General features: G+C 57.7%; 18 protein-coding genes and 1 pseudogene. 7 read left to right on the forward strand and 12 right to left on the reverse strand.

Annotation, left to right across the window (positions count from 1 at the left end; translation table 11 throughout):
- Positions 1–147: 147 nt before the first annotated feature.
- The 9 genes and pseudogenes from KG007_RS09810 to KG007_RS09845 all read right to left on the reverse strand — a co-directional run bounded on the left by KG007_RS09810 (position 148) and on the right by KG007_RS09845 (position 8,632).
- Positions 148–510 carry a helix-turn-helix domain-containing protein gene (locus tag KG007_RS09810; protein ID WP_213348544.1) on the reverse strand — a complete coding sequence of 121 codons (363 nt, stop codon included), beginning with the start codon at positions 508–510 and terminating at the stop codon, positions 148–150.
- Between the two features lie 121 nt (positions 511–631).
- Complete coding sequence (locus KG007_RS09815; protein WP_213348546.1) at positions 632–1,729, reverse strand: tyrosine-type recombinase/integrase; 1,098 nt, start codon at positions 1,727–1,729, stop codon at positions 632–634.
- A 12-nt stretch (positions 1,730–1,741) separates the two neighbouring features.
- Positions 1,742–2,356, reverse strand: a complete 615-nt coding sequence (locus KG007_RS09820; RefSeq protein WP_249413303.1) for a helix-turn-helix domain-containing protein — start codon at positions 2,354–2,356, stop codon at positions 1,742–1,744.
- A 123-nt stretch (positions 2,357–2,479) separates the two neighbouring features.
- Positions 2,480–2,815: pseudogene (locus KG007_RS14115) on the reverse strand (helix-turn-helix domain-containing protein); the annotation flags it as partial.
- 267 nt (positions 2,816–3,082) lie between these two features.
- The gene (gene mnmE, locus KG007_RS09825; protein WP_213348550.1) at positions 3,083–4,438 is read right to left on the reverse strand and encodes a tRNA uridine-5-carboxymethylaminomethyl(34) synthesis GTPase MnmE; all 1,356 of its coding nucleotides are present in this window, start codon (positions 4,436–4,438) and stop codon (positions 3,083–3,085) included.
- On the reverse strand, positions 4,438–5,799 hold the full coding sequence (locus tag KG007_RS09830) for a lytic transglycosylase domain-containing protein (protein ID WP_213348552.1): 1,362 nt from the start codon (positions 5,797–5,799) through the stop codon (positions 4,438–4,440). The genes mnmE and KG007_RS09830 overlap by 1 nt, the downstream gene beginning before the upstream one ends.
- A gap of 3 nt (positions 5,800–5,802) precedes the next feature.
- Positions 5,803–6,972 carry a DUF5683 domain-containing protein gene (locus KG007_RS09835; protein WP_195461113.1) on the reverse strand — a complete coding sequence of 390 codons (1,170 nt, stop codon included), beginning with the start codon at positions 6,970–6,972 and terminating at the stop codon, positions 5,803–5,805.
- Between the two features lie 7 nt (positions 6,973–6,979).
- Positions 6,980–7,849: a ParB/RepB/Spo0J family partition protein gene (locus tag KG007_RS09840; RefSeq protein WP_195461114.1), complete on the reverse strand. Its 870-nt coding sequence runs from the start codon at positions 7,847–7,849 to the stop codon at positions 6,980–6,982.
- A 12-nt stretch (positions 7,850–7,861) separates the two neighbouring features.
- Positions 7,862–8,632: a ParA family protein gene (locus KG007_RS09845; protein ID WP_195461115.1), complete on the reverse strand. Its 771-nt coding sequence runs from the start codon at positions 8,630–8,632 to the stop codon at positions 7,862–7,864.
- A 113-nt stretch (positions 8,633–8,745) separates the two neighbouring features.
- Between KG007_RS09845 and KG007_RS09850 the strand changes: the two genes are divergently transcribed.
- The 7 genes from KG007_RS09850 (at position 8,746) to KG007_RS09880 (ending at position 17,643) form a co-directional block, all read left to right on the forward strand.
- Positions 8,746–9,651 (forward strand): CPBP family intramembrane glutamic endopeptidase, encoded by a 906-nt coding sequence (locus KG007_RS09850; protein ID WP_213348554.1) that lies wholly within the window; start codon positions 8,746–8,748, stop codon positions 9,649–9,651.
- A 59-nt stretch (positions 9,652–9,710) separates the two neighbouring features.
- Positions 9,711–10,601, forward strand: coding sequence for a hypothetical protein (locus tag KG007_RS09855; RefSeq protein WP_213348556.1), 891 nt, complete (start codon positions 9,711–9,713; stop codon positions 10,599–10,601).
- Positions 10,602–10,620: 19 nt separating this feature from the next.
- Positions 10,621–12,027, forward strand: coding sequence for a peptidylprolyl isomerase (locus KG007_RS09860; RefSeq protein ID WP_213348558.1), 1,407 nt, complete (start codon positions 10,621–10,623; stop codon positions 12,025–12,027).
- Between the two features lie 3 nt (positions 12,028–12,030).
- Entirely contained in the window at positions 12,031–14,466 is a 2,436-nt protein-coding gene (locus tag KG007_RS09865; protein WP_213348560.1) for an OstA-like protein, read from the forward strand.
- Positions 14,467–14,573: 107 nt separating this feature from the next.
- The gene (gene araJ / locus KG007_RS09870; protein ID WP_213348562.1) at positions 14,574–15,731 is read left to right on the forward strand and encodes an MFS transporter AraJ; all 1,158 of its coding nucleotides are present in this window, start codon (positions 14,574–14,576) and stop codon (positions 15,729–15,731) included.
- Complete coding sequence (locus tag KG007_RS09875) at positions 15,718–16,218, forward strand: NUDIX hydrolase (RefSeq protein ID WP_213348564.1); 501 nt, start codon at positions 15,718–15,720, stop codon at positions 16,216–16,218. The genes araJ and KG007_RS09875 overlap by 14 nt, the downstream gene beginning before the upstream one ends.
- A gap of 81 nt (positions 16,219–16,299) precedes the next feature.
- Positions 16,300–17,643 carry a mechanosensitive ion channel family protein gene (locus KG007_RS09880; protein WP_195461122.1) on the forward strand — a complete coding sequence of 448 codons (1,344 nt, stop codon included), beginning with the start codon at positions 16,300–16,302 and terminating at the stop codon, positions 17,641–17,643.
- Here KG007_RS09880 and KG007_RS09885 read toward each other — a convergent pair.
- The 3 genes from KG007_RS09885 to KG007_RS09895 form a co-directional block, all read right to left on the reverse strand.
- Positions 17,612–19,273 (reverse strand): putative transporter, encoded by a 1,662-nt coding sequence (locus tag KG007_RS09885; protein WP_213348566.1) that lies wholly within the window; start codon positions 19,271–19,273, stop codon positions 17,612–17,614. The genes KG007_RS09880 and KG007_RS09885 overlap by 32 nt on opposite strands.
- Positions 19,274–19,637: 364 nt before the next feature.
- Positions 19,638–20,993 carry a TolC family protein gene (locus KG007_RS09890; RefSeq protein WP_195461124.1) on the reverse strand — a complete coding sequence of 452 codons (1,356 nt, stop codon included), beginning with the start codon at positions 20,991–20,993 and terminating at the stop codon, positions 19,638–19,640.
- 18 nt (positions 20,994–21,011) lie between these two features.
- Complete coding sequence (locus KG007_RS09895) at positions 21,012–22,124, reverse strand: efflux RND transporter periplasmic adaptor subunit (protein WP_195461125.1); 1,113 nt, start codon at positions 22,122–22,124, stop codon at positions 21,012–21,014.
- Between the last annotated feature and the right edge of the window lie 16 nt (positions 22,125–22,140).

Genomic DNA, 22,140 nt, shown 5'->3' on the forward strand with positions numbered 1-22,140 from the left:
TCGGATTATGAGTCAGGTGCCGCTGTTGAAAACGAGGTTCTGTGGGCTTTAAATAATGCCATTGGCCTGATATTTGACTGAATATTACCGTTTTGAGGCACATTTTTGAGGCAATTCATATCTTTTAGTCGTAGATTGTTTTTATTTTCATAAATTTCTCATGGCCGGTTTATGCCGGACAGACTGTTGCATTTGTGCTTCGATCTCGGCTTTGGTCTCGGCGATACTTTTCTTTTTGCCATTGGCGATCCATGCGAGCAGCTCATCTTCATAAAAATAGAGTCGATTACCATTTTTACAGCACGGGATTAGCCCTTTTCGAACCAGGGTGTAAACCGTCGACCGGGCTTTCATAACCACGCGGCAGGCATCTTCGATTCCGACCGGGAGGCGTTTGGATGGCAATGGCTGTCGCTGTTGCTCTAACAGCCTGCGAATGTTGTTAACTTCAGTAACCAGATAAGCCACCGCTTCGGGCAATTTTTCGAATGTGAGTACTGTCTGTTCCATAGAAAACCCTTTATAATCAAATAGAGGGCGGCTACAGAAATGTTTACAAAAATCATTTATTCGATTTTTGCATCGTTATACAATTGTGTTATAACGATGCAAAAATTCGTATAATAACAAATTACTTCAGTGAAATCCGATTCGCCGACTCGCGCTTCTTTTCGTTGACCAGCTCGGCATAAATCTGCGTCGTCGAGACATTTTTGTGGGTGAGCATTTTGCTGACGGTAAAGATGTCCGTGCCTAATGCTATCTGAAGTGTGGCGAACGTGTGGCGGAAGCAATGGAAGGTGATATTGCGTTCTATCCCTGCTGTGCGAATCCATTTCTGTAGTGGATGTTGGGTCATCGAACGTTCCAGCCCTTTAAATACTTTGCCCGTACCTGGTTGGCCGCAGTATTCCAACGCTTCGTCGCTGATGGGCAGCGTCGCCTCGGTTTCTGTCTTTTCGGTGCGGATGCGCATCCACCAACCGCCGTCAGAAGCTTGAGAGATATGTTTCCATTCGAGTTGGAGTATATCGCTGATCCGAAGCCCTGTGAAGCAGGAGAAGATCGCCGCGTGTCGGAGAACCGGAATGTTGCAGGGCGTATCGGCCAGCCGCTTCAGTTCGTCCAGTGTCAGGAACTCGCGTCGGGTGTCCTCGTACTCGATTTTTTCAAGAAAATCGTTGACGTTCTCGCGGATCAGCTTGTCGCGGTAGGCGATCTTCAGCAGGGCGCGAAAGGTCGAGAAGTATCCTGCGGCGGAATTGCACTTCATCTTCTTGTTGGTGAATTTGAGTTGGCGCGTGGTCATCAGGTAGTCGCGAAAGCGGCGGCACAGATCGACCGTCACCTCCCCGAACGAACACTTGCCGCCACAGAATTTTTCGAAATGTTTGTAGACCATCCGCCATTTGGGGTCTTTCTTTAGGGCGATGCTTCGGAAGAAATCGAGAAAGTCGGCTTTGAGTTTGTGCTTGTCCAAAAAGCCGAACTCCTCGTTGATGCACGACTGCACCCTCACCGATCGGATCGCTTCGGCTTTGTAGAGCATTTCCCGGTTGTAGTCGCGCTGAATTTCGTTCTGTGGATTCTGGTAGATGTAAATCCCTAAATACTCCTTGTGAACGAGTTTCATGGTCGCTTTGCAGCGGACCGGAGGATAGAAATCCAGATAGAGCGATTCTCGGTTTCGTGTGATCGGCTTGTGGCGGAGTGTTACTTTTGTTCCCATAGTTTTTATGTATTAGATTATAATCGGTTGTTCGAAAATGGCGTCGAGGTGTGGTTTTGAAATTTTGACATAGCGTCCATCTTTGATCTTCGGTACGTTGTTATACCGGATGTGATGATAGAGTGTGTCCCGCGTCAGGTTGTATTTTGCCATGGCTTCCTCGACGGTGTAGTACTCCGGTACGAGCAGCTTCTCGCGGACAAGCCGGTCGAAATGTTCCTTGGAGTAATAGCCTTTGTTGCCGCGCCGGATTTTCGGGATCGGATTTTTATAGATTAGATTCGACACATAACCCGGTTCGAAGTTGTAGAGCGTCACGATGTCGTTCATGCTGTACCACTCGCGGATCGACGGATCGGGACGGCGCATTTTGGGGTGCTGATCCGTATGTGATTTCGAGTAGTAGGTCTTGCCGCGGCTCTTCTTGCGAGGGATACCGTACTCCGAAGTGAAGGAGTAGACCGCTGAGACGCTCATGTTGTATTTCTCCCGAATCTCTTCCACGGTGTACCATTCGGCAACCTGCGGATCGGGGAGCTTGCGGGCAAAATGGCGGTCGATATGCTTTTTACTGTAAATGGTTTTTCCCTGGCTGAGTACCTTGGGAATTTGTTTTGCAATTGCCATATTATATACAGTGGATTCGGATACTTCGAATTTTTCCGTAATTTCTTGCATCGTATAAAATTCGGTGATCGGGGCTCTGTTTACAGGCATTACTTCGTATGGTTCTGCATTGTCGAACAGGGCATCGATATCCTTTTTGCGGATAAAGATTTTCCGGTTGAGCCGCACACACCGGAACTTTCCGGTCGCGCAATAGCGATGAACCGTTGCTCGGCTTATTCCCATCATATTCGCGACCTCCTGACAGCCCATATACTCTTTTGACATTAGAATAGGTTGTATGGGAGCCGGAGAGGTGGCAAACTCCGGGAGATTTTGCCCAATATCTCGTCGGCGGTGATCTCTCTTGTAATGGCGCTGAGAACATGTGTGGGAGCAAAATCTTGTTACAGTGGTCTTTGCGATAAACCGTCGGCCGCAGAACTCGCAAATGCACTCGATTCGTAGGTTACTACTCATAATGGCTCCGATAAAGGTTCCCGATTGTGTTGCTGCTCCGACCTCTACGTCGCACCTCGTATCGGCTCGTCTCAATTTTCCAGAACCTTGGAGACGGAATCGAGTACCCCTGCAGACATTGGGGCTCGGGGGAGAAACGGGGGTGAAAAAAGTACGCAAGATTGCATATGCAATCGCAGCGGCGATAAAGTGCAAACGCTGTTAGGCGCTCTGAATGAGCGCCTAAGTAATCGTTACTGAGTGTTGTTGATCGTTGGTTATCGGCTCCTATTTGCCGATGCAAAATTTCGAAAAGATGTTTTGCAGGATTTCATCGGGGGCGATGGCGCCGCGGCCGGTGATGGCGCCGAGGAGGGTGATGACCTGGCGGATTTCTTCGCTCAGCAGATCGGTCGGAAGGCTGTTCGCGAGGCCGTCGAGGGCGTGGCCCAACGCTTCGCAGGCCGCCGTGAGGGCCTCGTAGTGGCGGCTGTTCGAAACGACCGGGTCGCCGTGGTAGAGCGCTTCGGTGTCGACGGCGCAGCGCAGGGCGTCGCACAGGGTGTCGATGCCTTTACCATGTTTCGCCGAGATGCCGATGGCCCCTTCGGGCAGTTGCTGCGCTACGGGAGCTTTGTCGAGTTTATTGATTACGGTCAGGAGTTTCTGCCCGGGCCGAAGCGGGAAACCGGGGGCGGGAACAGGCCCTGCGAGTGCCGATGCGTCGACCATGTGAATGACGATCTGCGCCCGTTCGATGCTCGACATCGTGCGTTCGATTCCCATGCGTTCGAGGCGGTCGTCGGTCGAGCGGATTCCGGCCGTGTCGAGGAACCTGAAGAGCACGCCGCCGATGTTGGCACACTCTTCGATCACGTCGCGCGTGGTTCCGGCGATCTCTGAGACCATGGCGCGCTCCTCATTCAACAGGCGGTTCAGCAGCGTCGATTTTCCGACGTTCGGGGCTCCGGCAATGGCTACGGCGACACCTTCCTTGATGGCGTTGCCCAGCGAAAACGAACTGCGCAGGCGGTCGATCTCCGCAGCGATGCGCAGCATCGTTTCGCGCAGAGCCGTCCGGTCGGCGAACTCCACGTCTTCTTCCGAAAAGTCGAGCTCGAGCTCGAGCAGCGAGGTCAGGTTCAACAATTTCCCGCGCAGGGCTTCGAGCTCTTCGGAGTATCCGCCGCGCATCTGTGTCGAGGCCAGCGCATGTGCGGCCCGCGACGACGAGGCGATCATGTCGGCGACGGCTTCGGCCTGCGAGAGGTCGAGTTTTCCGGCCAGGTAGGCGCGGATGGTGAATTCGCCCGGCTGGGCCATGCGTCCGCCTGCGGCGGTCAGCAGGCGAAGGATTTCAGAGACGATGTAAGAGGAACCGTGGCACGAGATTTCGACCGAATCTTCGCCCGTATAGGAGTGCGGAGCGCGGAAAACGGTCGCCAGTACGTCGTCGATCACGCGGTCGCCGTCGGCGATCGTACCGTAATGCACGGTATACCCGTCGGCTTCGGCCAACGGCCGACGGGCGCGGAATATCCGGTCGCAGACGGCAAAGGCCTCTCCGCCGCTGATGCGGATGACGGCAATGGCCCCTCCGGCGGCGGTTGCAGGGGCGACGATGGTATCGTGATCGGTATTCATTACCTGCCTTCGATGCGGAGTTTTTGTCCGATGCGGAGTTTGTGGGCGCTCTTGAGGTTGTTCCAGCGCATGATCTGCGTCGTGGTTACGCGGTAGCGGCGGGCGATGGCGCCCAGCGTGTCGCCCTTCTTGACCACATAGACCGATCCGCTGCGCTCCTGGCGTTTCTTGTCGAGGTTGGCCGGGTTGATGTATTCCTTGAGGTACATCGAGTCTTTGGCGTAGATTTCAGGCTCGTGGGCGATGTATTGCATGACATAACGCTGCGGCAGGACCAGTGCATAGGATTTGGTTGTCGCCGGGATGATGTCGAGTTTGTATTGCGGATTGAGCTGGCGCAGGGTTTCGATCGGCAGATCGATCGTCGAGGAGATTTGTTCCAGGTGCATCAGTTTGTTGATCCGGACCGTGTCCACCGAGAGCGGAATCGGGGCTTCGGTCGGTTCGATGCCGTGCTGGCGGTGGTAGGCGTAGGCATATGATGCGCCGATGAAGGCGGGCACATAGCCGCGTGTCTCGCGGGGCAGGTAGTCGTAAATCTCCCAGAAATTCTTGCCGCCCGAACGGGCGATGGCTTTGTTGACATTGCCCGGTCCGCAGTTGTAGGCGGCGATGGCCAGCGACCAGTCGTTATAGATGGCGAAGAGGTCTTTCAGGTAGCGGCAGGCGGCCTGCGTGGCGCGGTAGGGATCGCGGCGTTCGTCGACGAGCGAGTTGATTTCGAGTCCGTAGCTCTTGCCGGTCGTGGGCATGAACTGCCACAGTCCGACGGCTCCCATGGGCGATACGGCTGTCGTGGAGAGCGCCGACTCGATGATCGGCAGTGCGCGCAGTTCGACGGGCAGTCCTTCGCGGAGCAGTTCCTCCTCGATGATCGGAAAATAGTATTGCGACATGCCGAGGATGCGGCTGATCGTTCCGTAGCGGGAGTTGGTGTATCGGTTGATGTACCCCTTTACGATGCTGTTGTAGGGGAACTGGATCGGCGACGCGAGGTCGAGCAGCCTCCGGGCATAGACCGAGTCGGGCGTGTTGTCCATGACCTCGGTGGAATCTTCGAGGATGTATTGTTTGAAAAACTCGCTGTAAGCGTCCTGTCGCTGGCGCTCACGCCATGCAGCCAGCAGCGAATCGGTTTGTTCGGGGGTGAATCCCAGCGTCATGTCGTTGACGATGGGTTCTTCCGCAGGTCCAGGCTCAGGCTGGGGTGCGGGGACCTTTTCCACTTCGGGAACGGCTGCCGGGACGGCGGTTTCGGTCTGGGCTTTTTTGTCGCGTTTTTTCTTGCGGGGGCTGCGGTCGAGGGCCGACGCCGACGCGGCGACAGCGAGAAGCAGCACTATGGTCAGGAGTTTCTTCATCGTCTAAAATTTGAGGCTCAGGTTGAAGCCGAATACCGGGCGGTTGCTTCCGAGATTGGGGATGTAAGTGTAATCCACCAGCGGTTCGAGGTTCATCGAGAGGTCGTCCGAGATGTCGTAGTCTTTCAGGTGGGCATCGACATGGGCGTCGACGATCTGCAGGACGTACAGCGCGCCCGAGAGGATGATACACAGGTCGCGGTTGCGCCGGTAGTTGTTCCTCAGGTTGCGGATGTAGGAGGCCGAGTAGCGGCCCTGGAACTCGTCGGTAGGGCCGTTGGGGTATTTGTCGGGATTCTTCTCGTAGTCGCTCAGCAGGTTGTAGGCCTTCTTGAAACGCTGGTAACCGCGGTTGTTCCAGTCGATACAGTAGATCATCGAGGCGAATCCGCCGATGACGAACGGCACTTTCCAGTAGCTTTTGTTGTAAATCTGTCCCGCGCCGGGGAAGATGCAGGCCAGCGTGGTGGCTTTTTTGACATCCGACACGTCATTGGTCTTGTAACTCACCGCCGCATCGCCGATGAAATAGATGTACGAGGCGATCGTGACGCCCAGGTACATCTGCCGCCGCGTGTTGCTGCGGATCATTTTGGACTGGAGGGCGTCGAGTTCGGGCGTACGCGAAAGGTTCGCATCCGTATAGGATTCGAATTCGCGTTTGAGCGGTTTGTAGGTCTTGTTCTCGTGGATGTAAAGCCCCAGTCCGGTTCCTACCAGTCCGTAGAGGATCGGCAGTTTCCAATATTGCTTGTTGTAAATCTGTCCGTAGCCGGGGATTACGGTCGAAATCCAGCAGACTTTGGAAAGCGACATCGAGTCGCTTATGAACCAGCCTTTTTTGTAGACGAGGGGCTTGGCCGCCGTGTCGATGCCCTGTCGTACGGCGTCGAAGCGCGCCAGGGCCACCGAGTCGAGGAAGTGCAGGTCGTCGGTACGCAGGGCTGCGACGGCTGCCGAGTCGGCGGCGTAGTCGAGTGCCGCTATCGAGTCTATCTGCTGCACAAGATCTGCCAGACGGAGCGAGTCGCGCCGGCCTTTGAGTGAATCCGGTTTTTCGAACTGGCCGCCGCGGACGACGGTACGCGCGCCGCGATGGAGCTGCGCCCCGGCAGGCAGCCACAGCGTGAGGGCTGCGACGAGGAGCAGAAGTCTGAACCGGATTGTCACCATATGATTATCAAGAGCGTTTTGCGAAACGTTCGATGAACTCTTCGATGTCCTTGTCGTTGCTGAAGCCGATGACGATTTTGCCGCCGCCGTTCTTCGTCCGTTTGATCGCTATCTCCTGGGAGAAGAACTTTTCGAGTTGTTCGACCAGTTTCAGGTAGCTTTCGGGATACTCTTCGTCCTCCACATTCTGTGCCTCTTTGGCCGGGGAGTCGGAGAGCGTGCGGACCAGTTCTTCGATCTGGCGTACCGAAAGACCCTTTTTGATACACTTTTTCAGCATGCGCAACTGCTCTTCGGCAGGTGCTCCGGCGATGGCTTTGGCGTGCCCCATCGAGATCAGACCCTCTTTGAGCGCCAATTGGACTTCGTCGGGGAGTTTCAGCAGGCGCAGGTAGTTCGATACCGACGAACGTTTCTTGCCCACCTTCTCCGACAGGGCGTCCTGTGTGAGGTTGCACTCGTCGATCAGGCGCTGCATGCCCAGCGCGATTTCGATGGCGTTGAGGTCCTGCCGCTGGATATTCTCCACGAGGGCCATGGCGTGCAGGTTTTCGTCGTCCACCTCGCGGATGTAGGCCGGGAGGGTCCGCAGGTCGGCGCGCTGCGCGGCCCGCCAGCGGCGTTCGCCGCTGATGATGATGTATTTGCCGTCGTCGGATTTCTTCACCGTCACGGGCTGGATGACCCCTAACTGGCGGATCGAATCGGCCAGTTCGTCGAGGGCCTCCTCGTCGAACTGCGTGCGCGGCTGCGTGGGGTTGGGTATGATGTCGGCGATTTCAATTTCGGCCATCTGGCTCATCGGTTTGAGCTTGGCATCCACGGGGTCGCTGCCGAAAATGGCGTCGAGCCCGCGTCCTAATCCCTTCTGTTTCATATCGGTATTTGTTTATTTACTGCTTTTGCGGTTGCGTTTCAAAAACTCCCGGGCCAGGGCCAGGTAGTTCTCCGAGCCGACGGCCCCTGCGTCGTAAAGCATCACGGGCTTGCCGTGCGAGGGGGCTTCTCCCAAACGGATATTACGCTGGATTATTGTGTCGTAGGCCAGGGAACCGAAGTGCTCCCGTACCTCGGTCACCACCTGGTTGTTCAGGCGGTTGCGCATGTACATCGTCAGCACGAAGCCTTCGATGTCGAGCCCGGGGTTCAGGCCGCTCTTGACTTTGCGGATGGTGTTCAGGAGTTTGGAGAGGCCTTCCAGGGCGAGGTATTCGCACTGCACGGGGATCAGCACCGTGTCGGCGGCGGTGAGGATGTTGACCGTGGTGTAACCCAGCGACGGCGAGCAGTCGATGAAGATGTAGTCGAACTTCTCGCGCACCGAGTCGACGATGCGTTTCATCACGTGATGGGCGTTCTCCATTTTCGGCAGTTCGGTATCCGCAGCCACCAGGTCGATCGACGAGGGGAGGACCCAGAGTTTCTTGACATCGGGGCTGGCGAGGATCACCTCCTCGGCCTGTTTCTGTCCGGCGATACACTCGTAGATGCCTTCGAGGTTGATATCGAAGCCCAGTCCCGAGGTGGCGTTCGCCTGCGGATCGGCGTCCAGCAGCAGCACTTTTTTGCCCAGCAGGGCCAGCGAAGCCGCTAAGTTGATGGCCGTTGTGGTTTTGCCCACGCCGCCTTTCTGATTGGCTAATGCGATTACCTTTGCCATGTTTGAATTGGTTTATAAGCAGGCAAATTTAATGAAATTAAATGGAAATCCATAACCGTTGCGGAAAATTGCTTATCTTTGGAGACGGAATGAATTGATAGTTACACGATACTATGGAAGAAAAAAAAACGCCGGCTTCCGCAGCGGAGTCCGCAGCCCCGGGACAGATCCCTGAAACGGCAATGGCGGAGGACGGTTCGAACCGCCGGAAATTCCCGACAGTGGGCGATATGCTGGCCATGCTGGGCATCGCCCTCGGGGCGCAGATCGTCGTAGGAACCGTGGCGGTGCTCTTCATGATCTTCGCCGGTTACGGGTTCGATTTCAAATCGCTCGAACCTGAGGCCATGGGCAAGTTGATGGCCGTGCTCTATTTCGGGTCGATGTCGCTGACGCTGCTGGGCCTCCTCTATTATCGTCGCGCGCGCGGCGGCCGCGGAACGTGGGCCCGGTTTTCGGCCCGGGGGCTCAATCCCGCGCTGCTGCTGTGGGCCTTCGTGCTGATCTTCGCCGTCGGTGTGGTGCTCGAACCCCTGCTGCGGCTGCTTCCCGAGCTGTCGCTCAATGTGGGGCGCGGGTTCTGGACCATTCTTTCGCTGGTCGTCTTCGCCCCGGTTTTCGAAGAGTTGATTTGCCGCGGCATCGTGCTGGGCTCGCTGCGTGACAAGTTCGGCGTGACTACTGCGTGGCTCGTTTCGTCGCTTTTTTTCGGGGTGCTGCACGGCCAGCCCGTGCAGGTGATCAGCGCCACAGTCATCGGCCTGGTGCTGGGTTACGTCTACCTGGCGACCGATTCGCTGTGGTCCGTGATGATTCTCCATGCCCTGAACAATGCGGTGGCCTACCTGGCGATGGCCACCGGGCACGGCAATGCGCTGCTGATCGATATGGTGGGCAGCGGGACGCTTTACGTGCTGATATACATTGCGGCGCTGGCGCTCTCCGCCGTTTCGGGCTATATGATGGTGCGCACGTTGCGGCGCATGAAGGAGACGGAGAAAAATCCGTCTGCGGCGTAATAATCCGCCCCTGCACTGCGTTACTTACAAGTAAAAAACGTATCTTTGCCCTTCGGAATATGAATTTGCGAGCGAAAATAGCGGTCGCGGCAGGTGTGCTGCTGCTGGCGGGTTGCCGGGAGCTGCCGCGTTATTTTGCCAGCGACACGACCATTGCGCGTGCCGGAGGCAAGGACCTGCGGCTGGGCGACGTGCGTTCGGTGGTCCCGCAGGGGCTTACCGGCGACGACAGTGCAGCCTTTATGAAGGTTTATATCGACCGCTGGGTGCTCAAGCAACTGAAATTGCAGGAGGCCGAGATGCTCTTTTCTTCCTCGGCGGAGGATATCGAGAAGATGGTGGAGGAGTATCGCCAGGCGCTGTTGATCCGCCAGTTGGACCAGCACTATGTCGACCGTCTGGTCGATACGGTGTTTACCGCCGGCGAGATCGCGGAGTATTATAACGCCCACAAGGCCGATTTTAAGTTGGACCGCACGATCGTCAAAGGACGCATCGTCCGTTTCAACGAAGGTTACCGGCAGGCCGCGAAGCTCAAGACGCTGATGGGGGCCCGCTCGGAGGCGCAGCAGCAGGATTTCAGGGATATTTGCGAAAAGAATAATTTCACGGTCGACGATTTTCGCGATCAGTGGATCGACTTCCCGGAGTTCCTGAGTTTCCTGCCGACGTTGCGTTCGCAGAGCTACGATTCGGTGCTGGCGACGAATGCCGTCCAGGAGATGCGCGACAGCCATGCACACTACTATTTCCAGATCGATGCCGTGCTGCGCGAGGGTGAGCCGATTCCGCTCGAACGGCTGCGCGGGACGATCCGCCGCATCCTGTTCAACCAGCGCAAGGGCGAGATTATCCGCGGTCACGAGGAGGAGCTTTACAACCGGGCTGCGGAGGCCGGCGAAGTGAAGGTTTTCGCCGATGAAAAAGCAAAGAAAGAGAAAGACAAATAAAACGATAAACGAAATCAAGATGTTGAAAAAAGGTATAATGGCCGTGGCGCTCGCCCTGCTGTTCGCAGGCGCCCTTGCACAGAAACGGCAGGTGATGCTCGACAAGGTGGTAGCCGTAGTGGGCGGGTCGTCGATCCTCTACTCCGAGGTGGACGACTATGCGCGCCAACTGACCGAACAGCGCCGCCAGGAGGGTTACACCTCCGACCGCGACCCGATGAACGAGGCGCTCGAGGCGCTCATGACCCAGAAACTGCTCTACAACCAGGCTCAGATCGACTCGGTGAAGGTCAACGATGCCGACATCATGTCGCGCGTCGAGGAGCAGGTGCAGCAGATGGTCGAGACCGAAGGGTCGATCACCCTGCTGGAGGCCAAGCACCACATGCCGATCTTCAACATTCGCGAGATCATGCGCCAGCGCTACGAAGAGCAGGCCTACGCCAATGCGATGCAGACCGAAGTGGTGGACAAGGTGTCGGTAATCCCGGGCGAGGTGGAACGCTTTTACAAGTCGATTTCGAAGGACAGCCTTCCGCTGGTCGCCGACCAGTACGTTTATGCGCAGATTACCAAGTTCCCCAAGTCGATGACCGCTGCCAAGCAGCGCACCCGCGAACGGCTGATCGACATGCGCGAGCGTGTCATCACGGGCAAGGCCAAATTCGAAAACCTCGCCCGCATGTATTCGCAGGACCCGGGTACGATGATGCGCGGCGGCGAGATGGACCCCTCGACGATCGAACAGCTTGATCCCGCATTCGGTGCGGCGCTGGAAAAGATGCGTCCCGGACAGATTTCCGAAGTGGTCGAGTCGCAGTTCGGTTTCCACATCATTCAGTTACTCGATAAGCGCGGGCGGCTCTATCATTTCCGCCACATCCTGCTCCGTCCGGTCTACACGACCGAGGAACTGGGCGGTTCGCTCAATACGCTCGACAGTCTCGTCAAACTGATCCGCAAGGATTCGATCACCTTCGAGAAGGCCGCCCTGCTCTATTCGGACGATGCCCAGTCGAAGATGAACGGCGGTATCGTCTCGAACCACGACATCCTGGAGCGTTTCAACGCCTTCGACGCCAAACTGACCGTCACGAAATTCCTCAAGGAGGACTTCGGCCGCTTCAAGAGCCTCGACGACTATAATGCCCTGAACCGGCTGAAGCCCGGCGAGATTTCGGAGGCCTATCTTACCGAAGACATGCTCGGCAACCAGATGGCCAAGATTGTCAAACTGGTCGAGATAATCCCGACGCATACGGCTTCGCTCAACGAAGACTACCTGCGGCTCGAAGAGATGGCTTTGCAGGACAAGCAGGAACGCGTCTTCAAGGAGTGGCTTTCGAAGAAGATCGACGGCATGTATGTCTACATCACGCCCGAATTCCGCGAAGGGGACTTCGAGAACAAACATTGGGTGAAGTAGGCTGTGCGCAGGCTCTTGTCCATAGCCGTTGTGGTGCTGGCCGTCGCTGCGGTTGCGGCGCGCGGCAGCATGCAGCAGGCTCCGGAGCAGGAGGGCGAGAAAAAACTCATCGACCTCAAATCGGACCTGATGGGTCCCATCGCGCCGGGCGATTCGGTGGTTTTCCTGGTTGGAAACTTCGCCGCACAGCATAACGGCGCAGTCATAACGTGCGATTCCGCCGTGCGTTATTCGGACATGCGCATCGAGTTTTTCGGTCATGTGCTGATCAACAAGAATACCACGTATATTTACGGTGACCGAGCCGAATACGACGGTAACCTGAACGAGGCCCGGGTCTACTCCGATATCGTTAAGGTCGTCGACGGCGACGCTACGCTCTACACCTATAAATTCCTGTTCAATACCAAGGAGAACGTCGGCGAATTCGACAACGGCGGGGTGATGATCAACCGCGAGAACCTGCTCGAATCCGTCCGCGGCTTTTACTATGCCGATACGAAGGAGCTGATTGCCGTCGACCGCGTCGAAATGCGCAACGACGAATATGAACTTAAAGGCGACTCGGTGGTCTACAATATGGCTACCGACAACGCCTTTTTCTTTGAACGGACCAACATCTGGAACAAGGACGGCGATTACCTCTATGCCGATCGTGGTTCCTACGACAAGGCCGATACGCTTTACATCGTTACGCGCAACGGCTATATCCTGACCGAGAAGCAGGAAATCTGGAGCGACAGCCTCGATTTTTACCGTGCCAAGGACCACGTGATCCTGCGTCACGATTTGCAGTTGGACGACACCGAGCACAAGGTGATCGCCTTCGGCGACTATGGCGAATACTGGAAGGAACCGGGCAATGCCGTCCTCACGCGCCGTCCTTCGGTGGTGAGTTACGACCTCTCGCAGGGCGATTCACTCTTCATGCGTGCCGACTCGATGTTCCTCTTTACGATCAATGAAAATGCCCTGCGCCGGGCCGCTGCGGCCGCCAAAGCCGATTCGCTGGCGCGCCTGAAAACCGATTCCGCCGCCGTCGGAATCTTGCAGCACCGGGCCGATTCGCTCCCGGGCAGCCATCCTGCGGTGGATTCGCTCGGAAGGCCGGTTTTGCCGGAGCCGGGTTCCGGTTCGGTCGAGGGAGCCGATTCGCTGGGCCGTTCGGAGGTTCCCGACTCGTTGCAGAATGCCGCTGTCGCCGATTCGCTGGCCGCTCCGGCCATCAATCCGCTCGATACGCTGGTCGGCGACGCCCGGAAAGCCTACCTGAAGGAGCAGGCCGATAAACTGAAAGCGGCCCAGAAGGCTGCCGCCGCCAAGGCCAAGAAAGAAAAGCTGGAGCAAATTGCCCAGAAACGCCAGGAAAAAACCACGGCCAAACTGCTTGCGCAGAAAGAGCGCGAGGAGAAACGCCTCGCGGCGCGAAAGCTTAAGGCCGAGTCGAAGCTCCGTGCCCGCCAGGCCCGTGCAGCCCGCAAGGGGAAGCCGATTCCGGCAGATTCTACGGCATTGCGTGAGATTGATTCGCTGATCGGGCGCAACGCTATGGAGCAGGATTCGCTGCTGATGCAGATGTCCGATTCGTTGGCCGCAGACTCGTTGGCGATGCTGATTCCGGTCGACTCGGTCGATTCGCTCACCGAATCTGCCGACTCGATTTACCGCCTGATGAAGGGTTTCCGCGATGTGCGCATCTTCCGTTCGGATTTCCAGGCGGTCTGCGATTCGATGACGGCCATCAGCATCGACTCGACGATCCACCTCTACATCGATCCCGTGCTGTGGAACCAGGGCAACCAGATTACCTCCGACGTGATGGATATATTCACCGAGAACCAGCAGGTTACGCATGCCGAGTTCATCGGCAGCCCGATGATGGTTTCCCAACTCGATACGGTCCATTACAACCAGGTGGCCGGCAAGCAGATGACGGCATGGTTCCACGACAATGAAATCTACCGCAACGACGTGAACGGCAATGCCCAGACGATTTACTACATGCAGGACGGCGAACCGCCCGAGATTACGGGCATGGGCGTCATCGAGAGCGGCGACTGTTCGTTCTACATCGAGGACAAGCAGGTCGTGACGATCGTCTACCGCAAGGATCCCGACTGGAACATCTATCCGATGGACAAGATTCCCGCGGATCAGGAACTCTACCTCAAAGGTTTCAAGTGGGAGGGGGCGCGGCGTCCGACGACGCAGCGCGCCGTCTTCGACCGCAGGATACGGCCCTCGCTGCGCGAGGAAAAATCGCAGCTCGAACATCCCGCTTTCCCCCTGATGAAGGCCCTCGAAGAGCATAAGAAAAAGCTGATCGGGGAGCGCCGCTGGGCCGACCGTATCGATCAGGTCGATCCCGCTACCGTGGAGTGGATGCGGGCGTTGGGATTTGAGGTGGGGCAACCCCGCGAATCGGGACCGAAACTCTGACCGGACGTTTTCGGATTCCGTCATAAAAAAGGCGAAATGTAAAAAGCATTTCGCCTTTTTTTGTGTTATTTTTGCAGCCGGTTCGAAAAATCAATGATTCCTGTCCGATGAAGAAAAGTCTGATAGCTCTGGCATTCGGGACGCTTGCGCTCGGAATGGCGGAGTTCGTGATGATGGGGATTCTGCCCGACATCGCCCGCAGCCTCGGGGTTACGATTCCCGAAGCCGGACACCTTATTTCCGCCTATGCGCTGGGGGTTTGCTTTGGTGCGCCGCTTACGGTCGTCGTGGCCCGCACGCGACCGCTGAAACACATCCTGCTGGCCCTCGTGGGCCTGATTATCATCGGTAATACCTGTGCGGCCCTCTCGCCGAACTACTGGACGCTGATGGTCATGCGTTTCGTCTCGGGACTTCCCCACGGTGCATTCTTCGGCGTGGGGTCGATCGTCGCCGAGCGCATCGCCGACAAGGGGAAACGCGCCGAGGCCGTGTCGATCATGGTCGTCGGGATGACCGTTGCCAACCTGTTCGGTGTGCCGCTGGGAACCTATATCAGCGCTGCCGTGACGTGGCGCGCTACGTTCGGCATCGTTGCCGTGTGGGGCGCTGTGGCCCTGCTGCTCGTGAAACTCTGGGTTCCGGCCCTCCCGGCCCTTCCCGATACGGGACTCAAGGGGCAGTTCCGTTTCCTGAAGAGTTTCGCCCCGTGGCTGGTGCTCCTCTCGGTGATGCTCGGCAACGGCGGCATCTTCTGCTGGTACAGCTATGTCAGTCCGCTGATGGTCCACACTTCGGGTTTTCGTTCCGAAGACCTGACGCTGATCATCATGCTGGCCGGGTTCGGCATGTTCGCCGGGAATATTATCGGCGGCCACTTTTCCGACCGCTTCACGCCTGAAAAGGTCGTGCGGTTCACGCTCTGCGTGGCGTTCCTTGCGCTGTCGGGCATCTTTTTCGGGGCGCATGTCCCTTATCTTTCGGTGGCGCTGATGTGCCTCACGACGGCGTGCCTGTTCTGCGTGTCGTCGCCCCAGCAATTACTGATCCTCGAAAACTCGCGCGGCGGCGAGATGCTCGGTGCGGCGCTCGTACAGGTAGCCTTCAACCTCGGCAATGCAGTCGGGGCCTTCTGCGGCGGCCTGCCGATCGACCACAAACTCGGATATGAATACACGGCCCTGCCGGGGGCGGTTTTCGTACTGCTGGGCTTGCTGGCCGTCGTCGTTTACATCCGCAAATATCCCAGACATGAATTGCGATAACAACGAAGAACTCTTTCCCGTGGTCGATACGGCGGGAAACGTCGTCGGCAAAGCCTCGCGCGGCGAATGCCACGGCGGGTCGATGCTTCTGCATCCGGTGGTGCACCTCCACGTCTTCAATTCGCGCGGCGAACTCTACCTGCAGAAGCGACCTGCCTGGAAGGACATCCAGCCAGGACGCTGGGATACGGCCGTAGGCGGCCATGTGGATTACGGCGAAACCATTTGTGAGGCCCTGCGGCGCGAAGTGTGCGAGGAACTCGGCATCACGGAGTTCACGCCCGGGCAGGTTGCCGTCTACCCGTTTCGCTCGGAGAGCGAATACGAACTGGTCCATGTCTACCGCACGGTCTACGACGGGACGATCCGCCCGAGCGAAGAGCTCGACGGCGGACGTTTCTGGTCTCGGGACGAGATTTTCGAAAACCTCGGCAAAGGCATTTTCACGCCCAATTTCGAAGGCGAAGTGAAATTACTTTTCGGGTAATTCCGTTTTCCGTACCGTCGTCATTTTCGGTTTTTTGGCCCCGGCTTCCGCTGAGGCCCGGAAGTTGATACGGGTACGGGCATGCAAACGCTTCTGAAACGTTGGACGCACGCCCTGCTCGAATGGCTGGGCGTCACCTCGGACCCCAGCGACAACCTCGACCGCTGGGTCGCTTTCGCACTCGTGGTATTGGCCGCGGTGCTCTTCGACGTGCTGTTGCAGATGGGAGTTGTGCACGGGGTGCGCAAACTCGTCGAGCGCACGCGCGTCAAGTGGGACGATACGCTTTTCAGTGTCCCGGTACTCAAGCGTGTATGCCACGTCCTGAGTGCCATCCTGCTCGCTGTCGTACTCCCGGTGGTTTTCGAGACCGATTCCTCCGAACGGGTCATTGTCATGCGGTTCATGCAGGTCTATATCATCATTACGGTTCTCCGTTTTGTCAATGCCCTGCTTTATGCCGCGTTCCGCATCGCCGCATCGCGGCCCGTGTGGCAGAACAAGCCGATCAAAGGCCTGCGGCAGACGGCGCAGGGCATCGTCCTGCTGATCTGCACCATCCTGATCGTTTCGGTCCTGCTCGACAAGTCGCCCACCATCCTGCTGACCGGGCTGGGCGCTTCGGCGGCTGTGCTGATGCTGATTTTCCGCGACAGCATCCTCGGCTTCGTGTCGGGCATCCAGCTCTCGGCCAACGACATGCTCAAGGTCGGGGACTGGATTTCGGTCCCGAAGTACGGGGCCGACGGCAATGTCGAGGAGGTGTCGCTTACGACGGTGAAGATACGCAACTGGGATAACACGATCGTCATGCTGCCGCCCTACCTGCTGACGACCGATTCGTTTACCAACTGGCACGCCATGCAGTTGTCGGGCGGGCGCCGCGTGATGCGCTCTGTGGCGATCGACATGACCAGCGTGCGTTTTTGTACGCCCGAGATGCTGGCCCGTTACCGTACGATCGACCTGCTCCGCGACTATATCGACCAGACCGAGCGCCGGGTCGAGGAGTACAACGCCGCGCACGGCTTCCAATCGGGCGAACGGCGGATCAACGGCCTGCACCAGACCAACCTCGGGGTTTTCCGGGCCTACCTGGTCCGCTACCTCCAGAACGAGGTTCCCGTAAACAAGGATATGACGCTGATGGTGCGGCAGTTGCAGCCCACGGAGACCGGACTGCCGATGCAACTCTATTTCTTTACCGATACGGTGGATTGGATTGTTTACGAAGGGATTCAGTCCGATGTCTTCGACCATGTGCTGGCTGTGATTCCCGAATTCGGGCTGCGGGTGTTCCAGAATCCTTCGGGGGCGGATATTTCGTCGCTGCGCAATCCGGTTCCGCAGGACGTGCAGGCCCCACAGCAGGTGCAGCCGGCTCCCGCGGAGGCTAAAGCACCAGCATCAGCATCACCTGAATGATAATCACACGCAGGAACATGCAGACGGGATAGACCGTGGCGTAGGATACCGACGGATTGTCGCCTTCGATGGTGTCGTTGGCGTAATTGAGCGCCATCGGGTTGGCCATGCTGCCGCACAGCAATCCCGAGACCGAACCGAAGTCGACCTTCAGTATCCGCAGGGCGAACAGCCCCACCAATACCACCGGGACGAAGGTCAGTGCGAAGCCCATTCCGAGCCACAGCGCTCCTTCGGGGCGCATGACCGTCGCGAAGAAGTGCGTTCCGGCGTCCAGTCCCAGGCATGCGAGGTACATCGACAGGCCCAGTCCGCGCAGCATGAGATTGGCGCTCTGCGTGGTGTAGGTGATCATGTGGAGCCGGGGACCGAACGTGCCGATCAGGATACCGATGATGATCGGACCGCCTGCAAGACCCAGTTTCACGGGAATCGAGATGCCGGGAATTGCAATGGGGATGCTCCCCAGCGTAAGGCCGAGGATCAGCCCGATGAACACCGCTGCGAGATTGGGTTCGTTGAGGCTCTTGACGGCGTTGCCGAGGATTTTCTCGACGTTGCGGATGGCCTGGGCTTCGCCGACCACCGTCAGTCGGTCGCCCAGTTGCAACCGCAGGTCGGGGGTGGCCAGCAGTTGGACGCCCGAACGGTATACGCGGCTGATATTGATGCCGTAGGTGTTTCGCAGGCGCAGCTGCGAGAGTTTTTTGCCGTTGATTTCGGGGCGCGTCACGAGGATGCGCTGCGAAATGAGCTGGCTGTCGACGGCATTCCAGTCGATATTTTCCGTATTCCAGTCTTTTGTCTCCTGCTCGCCGAAGATCAGGCGCAGGGCGTCGGATTCGCCGGGGGTGGTGATGACGAGGATCACGTCGTCCTGCCGGAGCGTCTTGTCCGAAGTGGGGATCGAAACCCGGCCGTCGCGCCACAGGCGCGAGATGACGAAATGGTGGTGGCTCTGGGTTGCGATTTCGTGGACGCTCTTACCGAAAATGGCGGGGTTGGTGACGCGGTAGCTGGCGATGAAGACGTTTTTACGGTGTTCGGCGTCGGGTCCGGGCATGTCGGCGGGGCGCACGAAGAACTTGCGCAGGAAAACGATGGCCAGGATTACGCCCACGACGCCCAGCGGATAGGCCACGGCGCAACTCAGCGCGGCGCCGTTGGTGTCGAGCCCCATTTGCTGCAACGTCTGCTGTGCGGCGCCCAGCGCCGGGGTATTGGTCGTCGCGCCGCACAGGATGCCCGACATGTCGGACATCGAGACCCCGAAAGTGTAACTCATGGCTACGGCCAGGAGTGTTCCGAGCAGTACGATGGCGATGGCGGGGGAGACGAGCCGCAGCCCGTCGGCGCGCATCGAACTGAAGAAGCCCGGTCCTACTTGCAGGCCCAGGGCGTAGACGAAAATCACCAGTCCGAAACTCTCGGCGTAGGTGAGCATCGCAGGGTCGAGCGACAGCCCGAAATGCCCGGCCAGGATGCCTACGAAGAAGATGAAGGCCGTGCCGAGCGAAATCCCGAAGAAGCGGATTTTTCCCAGTCCGATGCCGAGCGTCGAGATGAGCGAAATCACCACGACGGCTTGTAAAGCCGAGTGCTCGACGAGCAGTTCTTTAAGCCATTCCATCTTTAGCTGTTGAAATTGTTGCAAAAGTAGGTCAAATTTTCCGGATTGCCATTCTTTTACCGAACGAAAAGTGTTTCCGATGCGTCCGGGCATATTATTTTGCCTTTTCGGGATACGACAATTCGGTCGGGCGTTATGACAAAAACGCTCTGTGGCTTGTGAACTGGGATAATTTATCTACTTTTGTACTGCTGGGATAAATACAGATTTTCAGTGACGCACGAAGGACTTTCCTGCCGGAGGAGGTCCGGGATTCAGTCCGGCAGCTGCCCGGATTCTTTAGGGACTTGGTGTTCCGGGCAGCAGTGAGGGCGACCGTTTAGGCCGCCCTCTTTGTTTGGATTCGTATATGCAAATCTCCGTTTTAGAGTCGCAGCGGTTGTCCGCGGTAGAAATCGAGGATTTTCGAACGGAAGACGAATTCGTATTTGGCCTGCACGGCTTCGGCCTCGGCCTTCTCCATGCGCGTTTTGGCATCGTTGAAATCGAAGATCGTCGAGCGGCCTGCCGCGGCTTTCTGCTCTTCGTAGGCGAATGCCACCTTTGCCGAAGCCGAAGCGGCCTGGGCCGAATTGTATTTGGCATAAGCGGCGTCGGCGTTGTACCACGCCTGCTCGATCAGTTTGCGCAACTCGCGCTCGGCATTGGTGACGGCGAGCTGCTGGCTGCGCAGGGCTATCTTGGCTTTGAGGATGTTGTTGTGCGTGGCCCGGCGGTTGAAGATCGGAACGCTGAGCGTTACGCCGACCGATTCACTGCCGTTTTTGCGGAACTGCGGCCAGAATCCCGAGATGCTGCTGTTGCTGTAAATACCCGTGCCGTAGCCGCCGCGGAGTGAAAGCGACGGGTAAAGTTCCGAGCGGGCGATAGCGATCGAATGCTCTGAACTTTCGAGCCGCAGTTGCTCCGCCCTGATATGCGGACGGTTCTCGACGGCATAGGCGTATACGTCTTCTGCCGAACCGAGCCGGTGGAGCGAGGCGAGGGTTACGCTGTCGAGCGTCGGGTCCACGATGTCGAATCCCGCGGCGCTTTCGCGGTTGAGCGCCTGGCTCAGGTTCAGCAGCGCGAGCCGCAGGTCGTTGCGGGCCTGGGTGAGGGCCAGCCGGTCTTTGGCTTCGAGGGCGTCGCTCTCGTAAACGGCCGATTCGGGCTGTTTTCCCGAGGCCGCCAGCGCACGGCTGCGCACGGCCTGCTGCGAACTCAGCGCCAACTGGCGTTCGGCTACGCCGACCAGTTCCTTGTTATAGAGCACGTCGAGGTAGAGCGTCATGATGTTGATCGATACATCTTCGCGCGCTTTCTCCAGGTCCTGCACGGCTGCTGCGAGGTCCAGTTTCCCGGCCTTGATCTGGCGGTTGATGCGCATGCCCTGGAACAGCGGCATGGAGGCCGAAACGTCGAACGAGCCGTTCTGCACGGTTCCGCTCTTGTAGGTGTTGTCCTCTCCCGTGCCGCGCCCGAATGAAGCCTGGTAACCCACGGATGCCCCCAAGTTGGGCAGGCGGCTGAATTTTGCGGTCGAGAGGTCCGCATCGCTGCTTTCGACCTTCAGCGAACGCTGCTGTACTTCGATGTTGTTGTGCAGGGCATAGCCGATGCAGTCGTCGAGCGACCAGGCGGCGCCAGGCGCCGGGGCTGCCGTATCGGGCGCCGCATTCTGCGCTGAGACCGTCGTTGCGGCGGCACACAGGGCGGCGAGTAAGATGCCGGTTTTCATGCTGCGGTATTTTTGCGGTTACTTTTTCTTCTTCTCTTCCTGGATGCCGCGAATCTTGTCCCCGGCCGCTACTCCTTCGGTGATTTCGATGTTCATACCGTCCGAAAGACCGATTTTGACATCGTGTTTGTCGAAGGTCTGTTCCTCGGCTCCCTCGGCGCTGGTCAGCACATAGACATAGGTTTTGTCTCCCTCGAACTCCACGGTGCTTTCCGGGAGGGTGAGCACCCCTTCGCGGCTCTGAATCATCACGCTGGCGTTGGCGCTGTATCCGGCGCGTACGAAAACGTCGGCGGGAATCTTCACGGCGGCTTTGACCTCGAACAGGATCACGCCGTTGTCTTCGGTGGCTTTGGGCGACACGTATTCCAGCGTAGCGTCCAGTTCGACGTTTTGCAGGGCGCCGATGGTGAGTTTGACGGGCATGCCTTCGTGCAGTTTGCCTACGTCCGTCTCATCGACGTTGCCCCGGAAGAGCATGTTCGACATGTCGGCTACCGTGGCGATCGTCGTGCCGTCGTTGAACGTGTTGGCCTGGATGACCGAGTTGCCGACCTTGATCGGCACGTCGAGGATCATGCCGTCGATCGTCGAGCGGATCTGCGTGTTGCTCAGTTCCTTGAAGCGGCTCGAAATGCCGTTCTTCACGATCTCCAGGTTCTCCTTGGCGTTCTGCAACTCTTCTTCGGCCTTTTCGAGGGCGGTGCGGCCCTGTTCCGACTCCTCGTCCGAGACCACACCCTTTTCGTGCAGGGCCTTCGTGCGGTCGTATTCGCGGCGGGTCTGCGCCAGCGAAATTTCAGCTACCGAGACGCGCGATTCGGCGCTCGACAACTGACCCATTTCGGGGACGACCTTTACCGTGGCGATCACTTCGCCCTTGCGGACCAGTTGCCCGGCCTCCTTGTAAACGTCGGAGATGATACCCGAAATCTGGGGTTTGATCATCACCTCGTCGCGGGGTTCTACCTTGCCCGTGGCCACCACGAACTGTTTGAGCGTGTCCAGTTTCGGCTCCACGATCGTGTAGACGACCTTCACCGGACGGGTTTTCTGCCACAGGAACCAGAAGGTCCCCAGTAAGAGTGCTGCAAAGAGTACTCCGGCAAAAATCTTCAGAAACTTTTTCATAGCCGCAAATATGGTT

It is taken from the genome of Alistipes montrealensis (assembly GCF_018362775.1).
GTDB lineage: Bacteria > Bacteroidota > Bacteroidia > Bacteroidales > Rikenellaceae > Alistipes > Alistipes montrealensis.

What these genes read in the sequence shown, in the direction of transcription:
- KG007_RS09855 (WP_213348556.1), top strand. Translation starts at nt 9,711, where the DNA reads ATGAATTTGCGAGCGAAAATAGCGGTCGCGGCAGGTGTGCTGCTGCTG.
- KG007_RS09840 (WP_195461114.1), bottom strand. Translation starts at nt 7,849, where the DNA reads ATGAAACAGAAGGGATTAGGACGCGGGCTCGACGCCATTTTCGGCAGC.
- KG007_RS09820 (WP_249413303.1), bottom strand. Translation starts at nt 2,356, where the DNA reads ATGGCAATTGCAAAACAAATTCCCAAGGTACTCAGCCAGGGAAAAACC.
- KG007_RS09850 (WP_213348554.1), top strand. Translation starts at nt 8,746, where the DNA reads ATGGAAGAAAAAAAAACGCCGGCTTCCGCAGCGGAGTCCGCAGCCCCG.
- KG007_RS09830 (WP_213348552.1), bottom strand. Translation starts at nt 5,799, where the DNA reads ATGAAGAAACTCCTGACCATAGTGCTGCTTCTCGCTGTCGCCGCGTCG.
- KG007_RS09835 (WP_195461113.1), bottom strand. Translation starts at nt 6,972, where the DNA reads ATGGTGACAATCCGGTTCAGACTTCTGCTCCTCGTCGCAGCCCTCACG.
- KG007_RS09875 (WP_213348564.1), top strand. Translation starts at nt 15,718, where the DNA reads ATGAATTGCGATAACAACGAAGAACTCTTTCCCGTGGTCGATACGGCG.
- KG007_RS09860 (WP_213348558.1), top strand. Translation starts at nt 10,621, where the DNA reads ATGTTGAAAAAAGGTATAATGGCCGTGGCGCTCGCCCTGCTGTTCGCA.
- KG007_RS09890 (WP_195461124.1), bottom strand. Translation starts at nt 20,993, where the DNA reads ATGAAAACCGGCATCTTACTCGCCGCCCTGTGTGCCGCCGCAACGACG.
- KG007_RS09885 (WP_213348566.1), bottom strand. Translation starts at nt 19,273, where the DNA reads ATGGAATGGCTTAAAGAACTGCTCGTCGAGCACTCGGCTTTACAAGCC.
- mnmE (WP_213348550.1), bottom strand. Translation starts at nt 4,438, where the DNA reads ATGAATACCGATCACGATACCATCGTCGCCCCTGCAACCGCCGCCGGA.
- KG007_RS09880 (WP_195461122.1), top strand. Translation starts at nt 16,300, where the DNA reads ATGCAAACGCTTCTGAAACGTTGGACGCACGCCCTGCTCGAATGGCTG.
- KG007_RS09845 (WP_195461115.1), bottom strand. Translation starts at nt 8,632, where the DNA reads ATGGCAAAGGTAATCGCATTAGCCAATCAGAAAGGCGGCGTGGGCAAA.
- KG007_RS09895 (WP_195461125.1), bottom strand. Translation starts at nt 22,124, where the DNA reads ATGAAAAAGTTTCTGAAGATTTTTGCCGGAGTACTCTTTGCAGCACTC.
- KG007_RS09810 (WP_213348544.1), bottom strand. Translation starts at nt 510, where the DNA reads ATGGAACAGACAGTACTCACATTCGAAAAATTGCCCGAAGCGGTGGCT.
- araJ (WP_213348562.1), top strand. Translation starts at nt 14,574, where the DNA reads ATGAAGAAAAGTCTGATAGCTCTGGCATTCGGGACGCTTGCGCTCGGA.
- KG007_RS09815 (WP_213348546.1), bottom strand. Translation starts at nt 1,729, where the DNA reads ATGGGAACAAAAGTAACACTCCGCCACAAGCCGATCACACGAAACCGA.